Consider the following 15,626-nt stretch of genomic DNA (forward strand, 5'->3'; position numbering starts at 1 on the left):
CCTCGCCATCGCGGGGACCTTCGAGGTCGACCTCCATGATCTGCAGCGGCTTTCCGGCGGCAACGGCGACAGCGGCGCGCGTTTTCATCAGGCAATCCTCCCATGACGACCCATAGAGTTTCTCATTCCGCCATTGCTGCGGATGAGACCGCAATACGCTCATTCATCGCCGTATCCACGCGAAAAGGAATAGGACTAAAGCAGACACGTAAGTCCACTTGCGGGGCTTTGATAAATCTTGTGGCGTCCGCTAAGCTCATTGTGGGCACCTTGAATTCGCGCTGGTCCGGGAACAATCGGACTTTAGTGCAAGAATGGGCAGTTTTATCGATGACGAGCGCGGTGCCAGGCACTCTCGCGGCCTTTTTGTGCTTTTTTTTCCAGACCGCCAACGTTACAGGCGTGATGGCCCAGGAAGTGACGGGCAAGCAACCGCTCGCTGCCGACAGGCCGGAAAGAAAGATAACCGAAATCAGAATAGGTTATTTGCGGGCCTACGCGCCGCAACTGGCGCTTTCCCTGCTGGACCTGCCGCCACGCGACGAAGGTGTCGCCGGCGCCAATGTGGCGATCGGCGACAACAACACGACAGGAAAGTTCCTCAGCCAGAAATTCAGCCTCGACATAGCCGAGGTCAAGCCGGACGCCGACGCGGTTCAGGCGTTCAACGATCTGATTGCCAAAGGTGACCGCTATGTTGTCGCTGACCTCTCGGCCAGGCAATTGCTGTCGATCGCCGACATCGCCCGCGACAAGGGCGTTCTAGTCTTCAATGTCGGTGCCACAGACGACAGCCTGCGCGAGGAAGACTGCCGCATAAACATCTTCCATGTGGCGCCGACACGAAGCATGCTGGCTGACGCGCTGGCGCAGTATCTCGTGGTAAAGAAATGGCCGAATTGGGTGCTGCTCTATGGTTCGCATGAGCGGGATCATCTCTATGCGGCCGCGTTGCGCCGCGCGGCGGCTCGCTTCGGCGGTCAGATCGTCGCCGAGAAGGAGTTCAAAGACACTGGCACGGCGCGCCGCACCGACACCGGCGCCACGCAGATACAGCAGCAGATTTCCGTGTTCACGCAGGATCTGCCGGAGCATGACGTGGTGCTTGTCGCCGATGAGAGCGAGGTGTTCGGAACCTATGTGCCCTACCGCACCTGGACACCGCGGCTGGTCGCTGGCACGGCCGGTCTTGTCGCATCGTCCTGGCATCCCGCGAGCGAGCAATGGGGTGGCATTCAAATGCAAAGCCGTTTCCTGAGGACGACCGGCCGGCGAATGCTGTCCAAGGATATGTCGGCCTGGACGGCGGTGCGGGCGGTGGGCGAAGCCAGCACACGGACCAATGGCGACGATCCGAAGAAGATCAGCGACTACATCCGCTCGGACGATTTCTCGGTCGCCGCCTTCAAGGGACAGAAGCTGACCTTCCGCAAGTGGAACCATCAGCTTCGCCAGCCAATCCTGCTCGGCGACACCAAATCCGTGGTCTCGACATCGCCACAGGAGGGTTATCTCCACCAGATCTCCGAGCTCGATACGCTCGGCGTGGACCAGCCGGAAACGAAATGCGTCCTTAAGTAGAACCAATCGGGAGGAATTTTCGTGCAGAGACGAGCTTGCGCACTCGCCATTCTCGGCTTCATGGCCAATCCGGCGTGGGCTTACACCGTGTATGTCTCCAACGAGAAAGACAATACGATAACGGTCGTCGACACGGCGACGATGCAAGTGGTGAAGACCGTCGAAGTCGGCCAGAGGCCGCGCGGTATCACCATCTCGCATGACGGCAAGTTCATCTATTTGTGCGCCAGCGATGACGATACGATCGAAATCATCGATACCGCGACGCTGCAGATCGTTGGCACGCTGCCATCAGGCCCCGATCCCGAACTGTTCGTGCTTTCGCCCGACGGCAAGACGCTCTACGTCGCCAACGAGGACGACAATCTCGTCACCGCGATCAACGTCGAGAGCAAGCAGGTCATGACCGAGATTCCCGTCGGGGTGGAGCCTGAAGGCATGGCCGTCAGTCCCGATGGCAAAACCATGGTCAACACCTCCGAAACCACCAGCATGGCGCATTTCATCGACACCGACAGCCATGAGGTGACCGACAACGTCCTGGTCGACACGCGTCCGCGCTTTGCGCAATTCAAGCCCGACGGATCCCAGATCTGGGTCAGTGCCGAAATCGGCGGCACCGTCAGCGTCATCGACAGTCTCAAACGCGAGGTGGTGAAGAAGATCCAGTTCGCGATTGCGGGACTGCGGCCCGAAACCATCCAGCCGGTCGGCATCGCAATCAGCGCGGATGGCAAGAAAGCCTATGTCGCGCTCGGCCCAGCGAACCACGTCGCCGTCATCAACACCGAAACCTACGAGGTGAAAAAATACATCCTAGTCGGCCAGCGCGTCTGGCATCTCGACTTCACCCCCGATCAGAAGACGCTGATCACCACCAACGGCAATTCCAACGACATCACCTTCATCGACACGGCGACGGACGAGCCGGTTCAATCGGTTACGGTGGGCCAGCAGCCTTGGGGCGTGGCCATATCGCCCCACTAGACCGCAGCAATGATCAGGGAGACCGACGTGATGAATATTTGCCGTGGGGATGTTGCAAGTGCACTAGATGACCAGCGCGCCCCGAAGGAGCCAGCGGCATGCAGCATGTGAGGACAAGCGGAGCTGGAGATGAGGTGGCAGCGCTCGATGTTGCCGGCGTCAGCCATTCCTATGGTCCGAAGCGAGCGCTCCAGGACGTCTCATTCTCGATCGCGCCGGGAACTTTCACCGTTCTGCTCGGCCTCAATGGGGCCGGCAAGACAACTTTGTTCTCACTGATCAGCCATCTCTACGGCACCCGCCGCGGATCGATCCGCATCTTCGGCCATGACGTCAGCCGCGCTTCGGGCGAAGGGCTCAGGCGTGTCGGCATCGTATTCCAGGCGCGCACGCTCGACCTCGACCTCAGCGTCCACCAGAACCTCTCCTACCACGCCTCGCTGCATGGCATTGGCGGACACCAAGCCCGGCAGCGCATTGCCGCGCTGCTCGATACAGTCAACATGCAGGGCCGTCAGCATGACAAGGCACGCAGTCTTTCCGGCGGCCAAATGCGGCGCATCGAGATCGCGCGGGCGCTGCTCCACCGCCCTTCCCTGCTGCTGCTCGACGAGGCGACGGTCGGTCTCGACATCCAGTCGCGTGCGGGCATTCTGGCCACCATCCGCAAACTCGTCGAGACCGAGGGCATCGGTGTGCTGTGGGCGACGCATCTGATCGATGAGGTCGAAGACGGCGACCATGTCGTCGTGCTGCGGCAGGGCGACGTGGTTGCCAAGGGTAAGGTGGCCGATGTCGTTGCGACGAGCGGTGCCAGTTCGATCCGCGACGCCTTTTCCAGGCTCAACCGTATCGAGACAAGCGGCATCGCGGAGATGTCGCCATGAGCGCTCCCGCAATGCCCGCAAAAGTCGCCGCCCTCACGCCGGTGAAGCTCGAACAGTTTGGGCTCCGCCACTACCTCGTTTGCCTCAAAGGGATCGTCGTGCGGGAGTGCCTGCGCTTCCTGCATCAGCGCGAGCGCTTTATATCCTCGCTGGTTCGGCCGCTCGTCTGGCTGTTCATTTTTGCCGCCGGATTCCGGCAGGTGCTCGGCGTATCGATCATCCCGCCCTACAAGACCTACGTGCTCTACGAGGTCTACATCACGCCGGGCCTGTGCGGCATGATTCTGCTGTTTTCGGGCATGCAGTCTTCGCTGTCGATGGTCTATGATCGCGAAATGGGCAACATGCGCACCCTGCTGGTCAGCCCCTTCCCGCGTTGGTTTTTACTGATCTCGAAGATGCTCGCCGGTGTCGCCGTGTCGATCGCGCAGGTCTACGCGTTCCTGATCGTTGCCTGGTTCTGGGGCGTCAAAGCGCCGCCGCTTGGCTATCTCACCGTGCTGCCGGCGCTGTTCCTGTCAGGCATGATGCTGTGCGCGCTCGGCATGCTTCTGTCTTCGATGATCAAGCAGCTCGAAAACTTCGCTGGCATCATGAACTTCGTCATCTTTCCCGGCTATTTCGCTTCTCCGGCACTCTATCCCTTGTGGCGTATCCAGGAGGCTAGCCCCCTGCTCTACAAAATCTGCCTCGCCAATCCATTTACTTACGCCGTCGAACTGATCCGCTTCGCCTTCTACGGCCAGGTTGACTGGCTGTCGCTGGGCGTCGTTGCCGGCTGCACGCTGCTGTTCCTTGCCGCCGCCATCATCGCCTACAACCCTTCGCGCGGCCTGATGACCCGCAAACAGGACACGGGAGGAAATGCCTGATGGCGCGAATGATCCATGTTCGCGGTCTGGCTCTGCTCGCCATGCTCGCGCCGGGCGTCAACGCCATGGCAGCCAACCCCGATCCAGACTGGCCCTGCATGCAGCGCAAGGTGCCGCAACTCTCGCTCGGCCAGATCTGGAGCGGACCGGACCTTCCTTCAGCCGCGAAGGACTGGTCGAAGGACCCCACCATCTCCGCCCTGATCGAGGAAGTGTCGGCTCGCCGGATGCCGATTGCGGAAGCTCAAAAGAAGATCAGGGATTTCGCGGCCTCCTTGCCGGCCGAGCAACGTGCACCCAAAATGGCGATGATGGTGCAAGGCATGTTCGACCACCTGGACGCCGAGCGCTCGCAGGTGATCTCCGGCATTTCCCGCTACGCCCACAAGCAGCTCGAAATGGCCGCCGCGTTGCGCAAGGAAGCGTCCGAGGTCGATGCATTGCGGGCAAAGCCGGATGCAGATCCCGAAGAGATCGATCGGCGAACCGAACAGCTGAAATTCGCAACGCGAATTTTCGATGAACGCGTCCAATCACTGACCTACGTCTGTGAAGTGCCGACAATAATCGAGCAGCGGCTTTATCAATTGTCCAAGGCCGTCTCGGAAACGCTCGCCGCGAAGAAATAGAACCTCATTCGATCTTCGCGGCGGATATCATGATCCACGGCCGGGCAGCACGCGCCAGCGCTGAACGAAATAACCGGGATGCGTCTCGATCCACTGGGCGACCAGCGATTGCGCCTGCATGAAGGCGGTCCCGGGATTCATCGCCAGGCCGTCCACCATCTGTTCGCGTTGTTCACAGGTCTGCGGCACAGCCGTCAGGCAGACCATCATAACGAGCGTGTAAAGCATTGCCCCTTGTCCCCATCGATCCCGAACCCCATGCCCGGGAGGTTTCCGTGATTCCGACCAGTCTGCAGCGATCGCACATACGGATCACTTACGTGTGTGACAGGAACGTGACCCCCGCTCTTTCGCGCCGCAATATAACATAGCGCTAATCTAACGCCAACGACCGCAGGGCGTTCTGCAGAGCAATCGCGTCAGGTTGCGCCGCGCCAATGTGGTGCCGATGTTTCCAGCGTCCATGATTCCGATCTTCACGGGTGTTCGTCGATGTCATCAAACCGAGAGCCCGAGTTGCTTTCGCAGGCTTTTGTCGAATGCGGATGCGGGGACGAAACGGCGCAGGAAACTGACCTGGCGCGCCATTTTTCCAGCAGCATAGCGCCCCTTCGGAGCGGGATCGGTCGCAGCCGCCAAAACGGTCCTGGCCACCACTTCCGGCGCATCGCCTTTTTCCATCGCTTTCCGCACAGCTGCATTCATGCCGGCGCGCGCAGAGTCATAGATATCGAGCAACTGATCCGGCCTGGCGAGATTTTCTTCAAATGAGGTGCGGGTATAGGCGGGCTCCACCAACACGACGCGAATTCCGAAAGGACGCAGTTCGTGGTCGAGCGATTCGGAGTAGCCCTCAACGGCATGCTTGGTCGACGAATAAAGCGCGAAATAGGGAGCTGGAATGAACCCCTGCACCGAGCTCAAATTGACGATTCTGCCCTTGCCTTGGCGGCGCATTGTCGGCAACACCGCTTTGGTTACTCGCATAACGCCAAAGACGTTCACGTCAAACAACGACTTGGCCTGGGCCATCGAGGACTCCTCCGCGCCACCAAGCAGGCCAATGCCGGCATTATTGACAAGCAGGTCGATGCGCGCGGTCTCGGCCAGCACGTCCTGGACAAGTTTCGCCACGGACGTGTCATCGGTCACGTCACAGGCCAGCATGGTAATGCCATTGGATCGGTCGACGACCGCGCGACGGCTGGTTCCGAACACGCGAAAGCCCGCGTTCTGCAGGGCGTTGGCCGTTGTGTGCCCGATACCGCTGGATGCCCCGGTCACCAGGGCGACGCCTAGATTGGTCTTGCTCATGGAGGTCACTTCTTTCTTCGTTTTGGATTGGCGTGGGAGAAGCACGAAAGCTCGGAGCGAAAGGCGTCAATCATGAGCGCCTCCGGTACTCGCGCCGGCCAGATCATCCGTCCAGCGCCGGAACAGCGCGCTGGCATTAACGCCTCCGAAGCCGAAGCCATTGGCGATTGCATAGCCCATCGCCATCGGCCGAGCCCGGTTTGCGACGAAGTCGATCCCGTCGCCGGCCGGATCGGGAGCGCTCAGATTGAGGGTCGGCGGTGCCATCTGATCCCTGAGCGCCAGGATTGCGAAGATTGCTCCGAGCCCGCCGGCGGCTCCGAGCAGGTGTCCGGTCGCCGATTTCGTTGCACTGACAGCTATCGCGAAATCGCGCCCGAACACGCTCTTGATCGCTTCGATCTCACCCAGGTCGCCCACCGGCGTGGAGGTCGCATGGGCGTTGAGATGACGAACCTCGCGGGGCGAAATCCCCGCTTGGGCGACTGCGATCTCCATGGCCCGGCGCGCACCGTCGCCGTCCTCGGGACCGGAGGTGACGTGATGGGCATCCGCCGTCGTGCCGTAGCCGACAAGCTCGGCCAGCGGTCTTGCGCCGCGCGCCAGCGCGTGGCTCAATTCCTCGATGACCAGCATGCCGGCTCCTTCGCCCATGACGAAGCCGTCCCGCGACTTGTCGAACGGTCGGGAGGCCTCATCAGGACGGTGATTGAAGGACGTCGAAAGAGAGCGTGCCGCGGCAAACCCACCGAGGCTGACAAGATTGATGCATGCTTCCGTCCCGCCGCACACGGCAATATCGGCCTCGTCGGCGCGGATTAGGCGAGCCGCATCGCCGATCGCCTGAATGCCGGCCGCGCACGCCGTCACGGGTGCACCGAGCGGACCTTTGAAGCCATAGCGGATCGAGACGTGGCCTGCCGCGAGGTTCACCAGGAAGGACGGCACCGTAAAAGGTGATAGACGGCGGACGCCGCGCCGGTCGACCGTGCGCACCGCCTCGGTTATGGCCGGGAACCCGCCGACGCCCGAGGCGATGATCGTGGCCGTGCGCAAGCGATCCGCTTCCGAGACGGGGACCCATCTTGCTTGGGCGAGCGCCTCTTGTGCCGCGGCCAGCGCAAAGAGAATGAACCGGTCTACCTTGCGCTGGTCCTTCGGCGGAAGGATGGCTTCCGGATCGAAACCAGCGTCCGGATCTTCTTCTGTGGAGGGCACCACCCCGCCGACCTTCGCCGCCAGGTCGCACACCACATCATCCGCAAGCCTCCGGATGCCCGAGCGGCCGGCCAGGAGACGCGACCAGGACGTTTCAACATCGGCAGCAAGGGGCGTAACCGCTCCCATGCCCGTAACAACAATCCGTCGCATCTATTTTCCTGTCAGTTCGGGCGCGCCGCAGGCGCCGCGACGCCGTTCAAGCGCCGGCTGATTCACGAACCTGATTGGCCGCCGCATCCAGAAAGGCCTGCGCGAGGTCAGGATCGTTGATGACGCGCGATAACATCAGCGCACCGACCATCGTCGAGAGAATGGCCATGGCCCTGCCATCGAACTCCCCGCCACCGGTCTCAGCAATGAAACGGCCGAGGATCTCGAGATGCTCCTTGATCCCGGCTTCGAACGGCGCTTTCACGTCGTTGCCCTGTCTGGCGGCATCCGAGCCGAGCGCCACGATCGGGCAGCCGTCCATCTTTTCTCCGCGATGGTCCATACTGAGGTAGAACGCGATCACCGCGCCAAGCGGATCATCAGAGTTTGCCGCAGTCGCGGCCGACCATCGACGGGTGGCGCTCTCCATCGCCCGCCTGGACGCCTGCGCCGCCAGGTCGTCCTTGGATGCGAACTGCTTGTAAAACGCGCCTTGGGTCAGTCCGGCACCCTTCATCAGATCCTTAAGGCCGATACCGTCAAAGCCGCGCTCCCGAAAAAGGCGGCTTGCCACGTTGATGACGGTCTCGCGATTTTCTGCTGCCTGAGTACGACTTACGCGCATTGTTGACCTCTTTTTTAGATTGCGTTCGTAATCTATAGCCTATATAGAGTTCGAACGCAATCTAAAAAGGAGATGCGAAATGATCCGCAAAACCCTGAGCGCATCGCTCCTGGCCGCGCTGTTTCTTGCGACCCCGGCTTTTGCCGAGGAAGCCACCATCGGACGCCCGATCGAGGGCGGCAGCCTGCACGAGGGACACCTTGACATGGTTGTCTACTACGTCCCGGTCGACGACGGCCTCCTGGAGGTCACCGCCACCTTCGCGCCTAAGACGGGGGGCGATCCGCTGCGCATCGTCATGGGTCTCGCCGACGATGACTCCGTGGCTTTTTCCATGCCCGGCCACCGAGGCTCGCTCTACGCGTTCTCAAGGTCCGGGGATGAGGTGACGGTGTCGACCGAGACTGACATGCATCTGCGGGCCGACGCGACAATACGCTGAGCCAGAGTTCGGACTACAGCCGGCGTGCTGCTGGCCGTGGGCTCTCGCATCCGCTCGGCTCGCCACACGGTGCCTCGATCACGCCATCGAATAAGTTTGGGGAGAGGTCAAATGCTATACAGTTATTTTGTCGAGAAATCGATCCGAGAGAGCTTCGACCACGTCAACAACCATCGCTGGGATGAGGCGGTGAAGGCACTCGCGCTGCATGTCCATCACCGCGTTTCGGGCGTTCACGCGCTTGGTGGTGAGCGCCACGACAAAGAAGCCATGCGCCGCTGGTTTGAGCGCCTCGGCCGCGTCCTGCCCAATCTCCATCTCACGGTCAACCACATCTGGGTGAAGGGCTGGCCGTGGCATACCACCGTGTTTGCCCAGTGGGACGGCACCGCAACGCTGCTCAATGGCGACGCGTCGTACGTCAACCGTGGTCTCCACGTGTTCACCCTGCGGTGGGGCAGAGTCTATGCACTTGAGGAATTTTACGATTCACAAGCAGCGGCCCGCGGTCTTGCCGCCCAAGCGGCAGCTGGCCTCGAAGAAGCTGTCGCCGAACCAATTGTAAGCTAGCAGACGCTCAATCAAAGCCCACCGTTCCGTGAACGCGGGGCCGCTACCCCGTGGCCCCAGCGCTGGAGGGCGGTCGCCTCGCTCCGCAAATGCGTGCCACCAGCGATGCCTCCCTATCCTCGGCTCGTGGACGTCGGTCTGGAGATCACAGCCGATCAGCCGCTGATATGCACCATCGTTTGTCTGAAGCGTTTGCCTGGACCGCGCGCGCCCTAAGTTGCGCGACGTTTGGTGTTCGGCTCCTCGTGCGGATAGAGCTTGCCGAACAGTGGCAGGTACATCGCGCCCTTGCGCATCAGAAAATCGTGGAAGGTCGCCATCGCCGGCGAAATCGCGTGATCGCTGCGCATCACCGAAAACCATTGCCGGCGGATCGGCATGCCGACAACGTCGAGGATAACCAGCCGGCCGGCTTCGGTTTCGGCAGCGATGGTGTGGGCAGAGATGAAGGCGATGCCGAGCCCGGCCATCACCGCCTGCTTGATGGTCTCGTTCGAGTCCATCTCGACGCCGAGATCGTCGATGCGGCCGGGCACGTCGCTCAGGAATATTTCCAGTGAGATGCGCGTTCCGGAGCCGGGCTCGCGAATGAGGAAATGCTCCTCGGCGATCCGCTCCTTGGAAATGTCGCGTGCCGACGCCAGCGGGTGATCGGGCGGTGCGATGATGACCAGCGGGTGATCGCCGAAGACCGAGGCACGCACCGGGACTTCCTTGGCCGGGCGTCCCATCAGCGCGATATCGATGTCGTGGTTCTTCAGATTGTCGATCGTCTCGGCGCGGTTGCCGATGGCAAGGCGCATGTCGATATCGGGATGTTCCTTCATGAAGGCGGCCATCAGCCGCGGCGCGAAATATTTGGCCGTGGAAACGACGCCGAGCCGCAAGCTGCCGGCGCGCACGCCCTTGATCGCATCCATCTTGTCTTCGAGCAGACGAAGCCGCTCCTCGATGGCCTGTGCCGTTTCGACGAAGGCCAGACCTGCGGCAGTGGGACGCATGCCGTCCGACGTCCGGTCGAACAAGGCCAGTTGGAACTCCTCCTCCACTTGCCGCAACTGGATCGTCACCGCTGGAGGAGACAGCCCTAACACCTTGGCCGCGCTGACGATTTTTCCGTGGCTGATGATTGCCAGAACGGTCTTGAACTGCTTGAGCGTGAGGTTTCTCATATGGCATACTAAAATTTTTTTACTGCCTGAGTAAAGTTATTGAATTTTACTTATCCAGCGTCGTTTGTTCTCCTTTCCCAATCCGGCCGACCCGAGGAGAGGCGGCTGGATGGGGAGGTTACGATGCCAGCGGCAACGCTCGACGCTTTTCTGAACTCCTATCTTGGCGAGCCGGACGAACTGCGCTCCGCCGTCGTGGCGACCATCCGTCAGCTGACGCAGGCGGCCACCACGATCCGCAACACCATCAATCAAGGGGTGCTCGGCACCGCCTTTGCGGGAACCCGCAGCGCCAATGCTGACGGCGACATCCAGAAAGATCTCGATGTCTTCGCCGATGATATCTTCCTCGACGCCATGCGCCACGCTCCGGTCGCGCTCTACGCTTCCGAGGAACTGGAGCAGCCGGTGCTGCTCGACAGGCAAGAGCCTCTTGCCATCGCCATCGACCCGCTCGATGGCTCTTCCAACATCGACACCAACGTGTCGATCGGAACGGTCTTCTCGCTTCTCCCTGCAACTGGCGCGCCGGATGGGAATCCGGCCGCCTCGTTTTTGCAGGCAGGGGTGAACCAGCTGGGCGCCGGTTTCTTCATCTACGGGCCGCAGCTGGCGCTGGTTCTGTCGCTCGGCAGCGGCACCCATGTCTTCGTTCTCTCGACCAGGCTCGGCACCTTCGTCCAGGCCTACGAGAGCCGGATCATCCCACAGCGAACCCAGGAGTTCGCCATCAACGCCGCCAACTACCGGCACTGGGACGAGGCGGTGCGGCTCTACATCGATGACTGCCTTGAAGGCACCGAAGGCCCACGCGAGAAGGACTTCAACATGCGCTGGATCGCCTCCCTGGTTGCGGACTGCTACCGCATATTGATGCGAGGCGGCGTATTCCTGTATCCAGGCGACAAGCGCAAGGGCTACAGGCAGGGGCGACTTCGCCTCGTCTATGAGGCAAACCCGATCGCCTATCTCGTCGAACAGGCGGGCGGTGCCGCCACCGATACGATGACCCGCATCCTCGAAATCGAACCCGAGAGCCTGCACCAGCGCGTGCCCATGGTTTTCGGATCGGCGCGGGAAGTCGCGCGCATCACCCGCTACCACACCGAGCCGAGTGCCATCGGCGAGCGCGCGCCGCTGTTCAGCCGCCGCGGCCTTTTCAGGGCCTGAAGACCATGTCGGCAAAGCACCCCATCATTACCATCACCGGGTCGTCGGGCGCAGGCACCACCTCTGTCAAGCGCATCTTCGAATTGATCTTCCGGCGCGAGAACATCGGGGCCGCCTTCATCGAAGGCGATGCTTTCCATCGCTACGACCGCGCCACGATGAAGGCGAAGGTGGCCGAGGAGGAAAAGGCGGGCAATCCGAACTTCACCCACTTCCACGCCGAGGCCAATGAACTGGCAATCCTCGAAGAGGTATTCGAGGAATATGGCCGCCGGGGAACCGGAAAGACCCGCACATACATCCATGATGAGGATGAGGAGAAGCAGTACGGCACGCCGCCGGGACATTTCACCGAATGGCGCGAATTTCCGCCGAGCGACCTGCTCTTCTACGAGGGCCTGCATGGCTGCGTCGTCACCGACAAGATCAACCTGGCCAGGCACGCGGATCTCAAGATCGGCGTGGTGCCGGTCATAAATCTCGAATGGATCCAGAAGATCCATCGCGACCGCGCAACGCGCGGCTATTCCACCGAGGCGGTGATGGACGTCATCCTGCGCCGCATGCCGGACTACGTCCGCTACATCGTCCCGCAGTTTTCGCAGACCGCCATCAACTTCCAGCGCGTGCCGATCGTCGACACGTCCAATCCATTCATCGCGCGCTGGATTCCGACGCCCGACGAATCGATGCTGGTTATCCGCTTCGCCAATCCCCGCGGCATCGATTTCCCCTACCTGCTTTCGATGATCCACGACTCGTTCATGTCGCGGCCGAATTCCATAGTGGTGCCCGGCAACAAGCTCGACCTTGCCATGCAGCTGATCCTGACGCCGCTCATCCTGCAATTGATCGAACGCAAGAACCGTGTGTCGTGAGGAGGACGCCATGAACAGCCAGGCAGCAGCACTGAAGCCCGTCGCCGCCGTCTCGGAGCGCGACATGGCCAACGCCATTCGCGCACTGGCGATGGACAGCGTCCAAAAGGCCAATTCCGGTCATCCGGGCATGCCGATGGGCATGGCCGATGTCGCGACGGTGCTGTTCAGCCGCTTCATCAACATCGATCCGTCTGCGCCCAACTGGCCCGATCGTGACCGCTTCGTGCTGTCGGCCGGGCACGGCTCGATGCTGCAGTATGCGCTGCATTACCTGCTCGGCTTTGAAGACATGCCTATCGAAGAATTGCAGCGGTTTCGCCAGCTGGGCAGCCGCACCGCCGGACATCCGGAATATGGCCATGCGCTTGGCATCGAGACGACGACCGGCCCGCTTGGACAAGGCATTTCGACTGCTGTCGGCATGGCGCTGGCGGAGCGCATGCTGGCGGCCCGCCACGGCGTCGATCTCGTCGACCATTTCACCTACGCAATCGCCGGCGACGGCTGCCTGCAGGAAGGCATCAGCCACGAGGCGATCGATCTTGCCGGTCACCTGAAGCTCTCCCGGCTGATCGTCTTTTGGGACGACAATGCGATCTCGATCGACGGGCCCACATCGCTGACGACATCGATGGACCAGCCGGCGCGGTTCAAAGCCGCTGGATGGCATGTCCAGTCGGTGAACGGCCACGACACGGAAGCCGTTGCGGCGGCAATCGAAGCGGCGCAGCAATCGGACCAGCCGTCTCTGATCGCCTGCCGCACGGTGATCGGCAAGGGCGCCCCAAATCTGGGTGGTTCGGAAAAGACGCATGGCGCGCCGCTGGGCGATGCGGAGATCGCCGCGACGCGCGAAAACATCGGCTGGGCCTTCGCGCCGTTCGAGGTGCCGGACGATATCCTTTTCGCCTGGCGCGCGATTGCCGCCCGCGGTCAAGCGGCACGCCGCGCCTGGGAGCAGCGGCTTGCCGCCTCACCACGGCGGCAGGCCTTCGAGAGCGCGGTCGCCGGCGCCCTGCCCGACGCGGCCTTCGAAGCACTCGACGCTTTCCGCAAGGAGCATGTCGGGAAGGCGACCAAGGTTGCGACGCGAAAAGCCTCGGAAATGGCACTCGCTGCGATCAATGGCGCAACCGAACTGACCGTCGGCGGCTCCGCCGATCTGACCCATTCGAACCTGACGATCACCAAGGGTATGAACCGCATCGCGCCGGGCGACTACGCCGGCCGCTACATCCACTATGGAATCCGGGAGCACGGCATGGCCGCAGCCATGAACGGCATCGCACTGCATGGCGGCTTCGTGCCTTATGGCGGCACGTTCCTGTGCTTCGCCGACTACGCGCGCGGCGCGATGCGGCTCTCGGCGCTCATGGGCCAGCGCGTCATCTATGTGATGACGCATGATTCCATCGGTCTCGGCGAGGACGGCCCGACCCACCAGCCGGTCGAGCACCTGGCGATGCTGCGGGCGACGCCAAACCTCAACGTCTTCCGTCCGGCCGACATCATCGAAACGGCGGAGTGCTGGGAACTGGCGCTGAGAAGCGAGAAGCGGCCGAGCGTGCTGGTGCTCTCGCGCCAGAACCTGCCGATGCTGCGCCAGGCACCTAGCGGCGAGCCACACAGCGACGAGAACCGGTCGAGCCGGGGCGCCTACATCCTGCGCGAGCCAGCCGGACAGCGCGCGGTGACGCTGATCGCCACCGGCTCGGAGGTCGAGATCGCGGTTGCCGCTGCCGAACGGCTGGAGACCGGGCACGGCGTCGCCGCCGCGGTTGTCTCGATGCCGTGCTGGGAGCTTTTCGAGGAGCAGGACGCCGGCACCCGCAAGGCCGTCCTCGGCTCGGCGCCCCGCATTGCCATCGAAGCCGCAGCACGGCTCGGCTGGGACCGCTGGATCGGCGACACCGGCACTTTCGTCGGCATGGCCGGTTTCGGCGCCAGCGCCCCTGCCCCGGATCTCTACCGGCATTTCGACATCACGCCCGAAGCCGTCGCGGCAGCGGCGCTGAAGCTCATCATCTAGGAGAAACCGACAATGGCCCGCATCACCCTTCGCCAGCTTCTCGACCATGCCGCCGAGCACGGCTACGGGGTGCCGGCATTCAACATCAACAACATGGAACAGGGCCTCGCCATCATGGAGGCCGCCAGGGCCTGCGATGCGCCGGTTATCATCCAGGCCTCACGCGGCGCCCGTTCCTATGCCAATGACATCATGCTGGCCAAAATGATGGAGGCATTGACCGAAATCCATCCGGCCATTCCGCTCTGCATCCATCAGGATCACGGCAACAACGAAGCCACCTGCCTGTCGGCGATCCGCCACGGCTTCACCTCAGTGATGATGGACGGATCGCTGATGGCCGATGCCAAGACACCGGCGAGCTACGATTACAACGTCGCCATCACCGAACGTGTCGCACGCATGGCGCATTGGGTCGGCGCTTCGGTCGAAGGCGAGCTCGGCGTGCTCGGCTCGCTGGAGACCGGCCAGGGCGAGGCCGAGGACGGGCACGGCGCCGAAGGTGCGCTTTCCCATGACCAGCTTTTGACCGATCCCGATCAGGCGGTCGACTTCGTGACCGCCACCCGGGTCGACGCACTGGCGATCGCCTGCGGTACCTCGCACGGCGCCTATAAATTCAGCCGCAAGCCTGACGGCGGCATCCTGGCCATGCAGGTGATCGAGGCGATTCACGAAAAGCTGCCCAACACGCATCTGGTCATGCACGGGTCTTCCTCCGTGCCGCAGGAACTGCAGGATATCATCAACAACTATGGCGGCGAGATGCCCCAGACCTTTGGCGTCCCGGTCGAGGAAATCGAGCGTGGCATCCGCTACGGCGTGCGCAAGGTCAACATCGACACCGATTGCCGAATGGCCATGGCCGGGCAGTTCCGCCGCGTTGCGACGGAGGATCCGCGCGAATTCGATCCGCGTAAATTCCTGAAACCCGCCATGGACGCGCTGCGCGACCTTTGCCGCGATCGCTTCGAACGCTTCGGCACCGCAGGCCACGCGTCGAAGATCAGGGTGATCGCCATGGATGAGATGGCGAAACGTTACGCCGCAGGGAAGCTCGACCCCCATATCGCAACCGCGAAAGCCGCCTGAGCGG

Annotated in this window: 16 protein-coding genes; 11 read left to right on the plus strand and 5 right to left on the minus strand. The window is 62.1% G+C overall.

What is annotated here, in order from left to right:
* The first annotated feature begins 405 nt into the window (after nt 1-405).
* The 5 genes from NKJ15_RS31050 (at nt 406) to NKJ15_RS31070 (ending at nt 4,956) form a co-directional block, all read left to right on the plus strand.
* Nucleotides 406-1,581, plus strand: a complete 1,176-nt coding sequence (locus NKJ15_RS31050; protein ID WP_502906965.1) for an ABC transporter substrate-binding protein — start codon at nt 406-408, stop codon at nt 1,579-1,581.
* Nucleotides 1,582-1,602: 21 nt separating this feature from the next.
* Nucleotides 1,603-2,568, plus strand: a complete 966-nt coding sequence (locus NKJ15_RS31055; RefSeq protein WP_352819532.1) for a YVTN family beta-propeller repeat protein — start codon at nt 1,603-1,605, stop codon at nt 2,566-2,568.
* A gap of 98 nt (nt 2,569-2,666) precedes the next feature.
* Nucleotides 2,667-3,455, plus strand: coding sequence for a lanthanide ABC transporter ATP-binding protein PedB/LutE (locus NKJ15_RS31060; protein WP_352819534.1), 789 nt, complete (start codon nt 2,667-2,669; stop codon nt 3,453-3,455).
* An 11-nt stretch (nt 3,456-3,466) separates the two neighbouring features.
* Entirely contained in the window at nt 3,467-4,327 is an 861-nt protein-coding gene (locus NKJ15_RS31065; protein WP_352819564.1) for a lanthanide ABC transporter permease protein PedC, read from the plus strand.
* Nucleotides 4,327-4,956, plus strand: a complete 630-nt coding sequence (locus NKJ15_RS31070) for a hypothetical protein (protein WP_352819535.1) — start codon at nt 4,327-4,329, stop codon at nt 4,954-4,956. Before NKJ15_RS31065 ends, NKJ15_RS31070 begins: the two co-directional genes overlap by 1 nt.
* Before the next feature lie 27 nt (nt 4,957-4,983).
* Here NKJ15_RS31070 and NKJ15_RS31075 read toward each other — a convergent pair whose 3' ends face one another.
* The 4 genes from NKJ15_RS31075 to NKJ15_RS31090 all read right to left on the minus strand — a co-directional run bounded on the left by NKJ15_RS31075 (nt 4,984) and on the right by NKJ15_RS31090 (nt 8,266).
* Nucleotides 4,984-5,184 (minus strand): hypothetical protein, encoded by a 201-nt coding sequence (locus NKJ15_RS31075; protein WP_352474601.1) that lies wholly within the window; start codon nt 5,182-5,184, stop codon nt 4,984-4,986.
* Nucleotides 5,185-5,454: 270 nt separating this feature from the next.
* Nucleotides 5,455-6,270 carry an oxidoreductase gene (locus NKJ15_RS31080; protein ID WP_352819537.1) on the minus strand — a complete coding sequence of 272 codons (816 nt, stop codon included), beginning with the start codon at nt 6,268-6,270 and terminating at the stop codon, nt 5,455-5,457.
* Nucleotides 6,271-6,336: 66 nt separating this feature from the next.
* Entirely contained in the window at nt 6,337-7,641 is a 1,305-nt protein-coding gene (gene fabF, locus NKJ15_RS31085; protein WP_352819539.1) for a beta-ketoacyl-ACP synthase II, read from the minus strand.
* 46 nt (nt 7,642-7,687) lie between these two features.
* Nucleotides 7,688-8,266 (minus strand): TetR/AcrR family transcriptional regulator, encoded by a 579-nt coding sequence (locus NKJ15_RS31090; protein ID WP_352819541.1) that lies wholly within the window; start codon nt 8,264-8,266, stop codon nt 7,688-7,690.
* A 79-nt stretch (nt 8,267-8,345) separates the two neighbouring features.
* On the opposite strand from NKJ15_RS31090, the gene NKJ15_RS31095 reads away from it, so the two are divergent.
* The gene (locus NKJ15_RS31095) at nt 8,346-8,708 is read left to right on the plus strand and encodes a hypothetical protein (RefSeq protein WP_352819543.1); all 363 of its coding nucleotides are present in this window, start codon (nt 8,346-8,348) and stop codon (nt 8,706-8,708) included.
* A gap of 111 nt (nt 8,709-8,819) precedes the next feature.
* On the plus strand, nt 8,820-9,278 hold the full coding sequence (locus NKJ15_RS31100; protein ID WP_352819545.1) for a nuclear transport factor 2 family protein: 459 nt from the start codon (nt 8,820-8,822) through the stop codon (nt 9,276-9,278).
* 212 nt (nt 9,279-9,490) lie between these two features.
* Here NKJ15_RS31100 and NKJ15_RS31105 read toward each other — a convergent pair whose 3' ends face one another.
* Nucleotides 9,491-10,450, minus strand: a complete 960-nt coding sequence (locus NKJ15_RS31105; protein WP_352819546.1) for a LysR family transcriptional regulator — start codon at nt 10,448-10,450, stop codon at nt 9,491-9,493.
* 123 nt (nt 10,451-10,573) lie between these two features.
* Here NKJ15_RS31105 and NKJ15_RS31110 point away from each other — a divergent pair, with 123 nt between their 5' ends.
* The 4 genes from NKJ15_RS31110 to fba are packed head-to-tail and all read left to right on the plus strand — an operon-like array spanning nt 10,574 to nt 15,622.
* Nucleotides 10,574-11,620, plus strand: a complete 1,047-nt coding sequence (locus NKJ15_RS31110) for a class 1 fructose-bisphosphatase (RefSeq protein WP_352819548.1) — start codon at nt 10,574-10,576, stop codon at nt 11,618-11,620.
* Nucleotides 11,621-11,625: 5 nt separating this feature from the next.
* Nucleotides 11,626-12,498: a phosphoribulokinase gene (locus tag NKJ15_RS31115; protein WP_023678839.1), complete on the plus strand. Its 873-nt coding sequence runs from the start codon at nt 11,626-11,628 to the stop codon at nt 12,496-12,498.
* A 10-nt stretch (nt 12,499-12,508) separates the two neighbouring features.
* Nucleotides 12,509-14,530 (plus strand): transketolase, encoded by a 2,022-nt coding sequence (gene tkt / locus NKJ15_RS31120; protein WP_352819549.1) that lies wholly within the window; start codon nt 12,509-12,511, stop codon nt 14,528-14,530.
* Nucleotides 14,531-14,542: 12 nt separating this feature from the next.
* A complete protein-coding gene (gene fba, locus NKJ15_RS31125) occupies nt 14,543-15,622 on the plus strand; it encodes a class II fructose-bisphosphate aldolase (RefSeq protein ID WP_352507750.1) in 1,080 nt (359 codons plus the stop codon).
* Nucleotides 15,623-15,626 lie beyond the last annotated feature (4 nt).

It is taken from the genome of Mesorhizobium sp. M0207 (genome assembly GCF_040321995.1).
Lineage (GTDB): Bacteria > Pseudomonadota > Alphaproteobacteria > Rhizobiales > Rhizobiaceae > Mesorhizobium.